We start from the raw sequence: 1,201 nt of genomic DNA on the forward strand, positions 1-1,201 counted from the left end.
GAAAAATGGCAAAAGGTAAATTCACCCGCACCAAGCCGCACGTGAACGTGGGCACGATCGGTCACGTTGACCACGGCAAGACCACGCTGACGGCTGCGATCGCAACTGTTCTGTCGTCCAAGTTCGGCGGCGAAGCCAAGGCTTACGACCAGATCGACGCAGCGCCCGAAGAAAAGGCCCGCGGCATCACGATCAACACCGCGCACGTCGAGTACGAAACGGCCAACCGCCACTACGCACACGTCGACTGCCCCGGTCACGCCGACTATGTGAAGAACATGATCACGGGCGCCGCTCAGATGGACGGCGCCATCCTGGTGTGCTCGGCCGCTGACGGCCCGATGCCCCAGACCCGTGAGCACATCCTGCTGGCTCGCCAGGTGGGTGTGGGCTACATCATCGTTTTCCTGAACAAGTGCGACATGGTCGACGACGCCGAGCTGCTCGAGCTGGTCGAAATGGAAGTGCGCGAGCTGCTCGACAAGTACGAGTTCCCTGGCGACGACACCCCCATCATCCACGGCTCGGCCAAGCTCGCCCTGGAAGGCGACAAGGGCAAGCTGGGCGAAGAAGCCATCCTGAAGCTGGCCGAAGCGCTGGACACGTACATCCCCACACCTGAGCGCGCTGTGGACGGCACGTTCCTGATGCCCGTCGAAGACGTGTTCTCGATCTCGGGTCGCGGTACCGTGGTGACCGGCGCTGTCGAGCGCGGCGTGATCAAGGTCGGCGAAGAAATCGAAATCGTCGGCATCCGCCCGACCGTCAAGACCACCTGCACCGGCGTGGAAATGTTCCGCAAGCTGCTGGACCAAGGTCAAGCGGGCGACAACGTCGGCGTGCTGCTGCGCGGCACGAAGCGCGAAGAAGTCGAGCGCGGCCAAGTGCTGTGCAAGCCCGGCTCGATCAAGCCGCACGTGCACTTCACTGCCGAGGTGTATGTCCTGTCCAAGGACGAAGGTGGCCGTCACACGCCGTTCTTCAACAACTACCGTCCGCAGTTCTACTTCCGCACGACGGACGTGACCGGCGCGATCGAGCTGCCCGCGGACAAGGAAATGGTCATGCCTGGCGACAACGTCAGCATCACCGTCAAGCTGATCAACCCGATCGCGATGGAAGAAGGCCTGCGCTTCGCCATCCGTGAAGGCGGCCGTACCGTGGGTTCGGGCGTCGTGGCCAAGATCCTCGACATCTAAGC

At 62.6% G+C, this 1,201-nt stretch carries 1 protein-coding gene; it reads left to right on the forward strand.

The window, feature by feature from the left end:
- Window positions 1–5 precede the first annotated feature (5 nt).
- A complete protein-coding gene (tuf, locus tag AC3WQM_RS31970) occupies window positions 6–1,199 on the forward strand; it encodes an elongation factor Tu (protein WP_099793527.1) in 1,194 nt (397 codons plus the stop codon).
- Window positions 1,200–1,201: the final 2 nt, after the last annotated feature.

Source organism: Variovorax sp. FW301-JW7, from assembly GCF_058788795.1.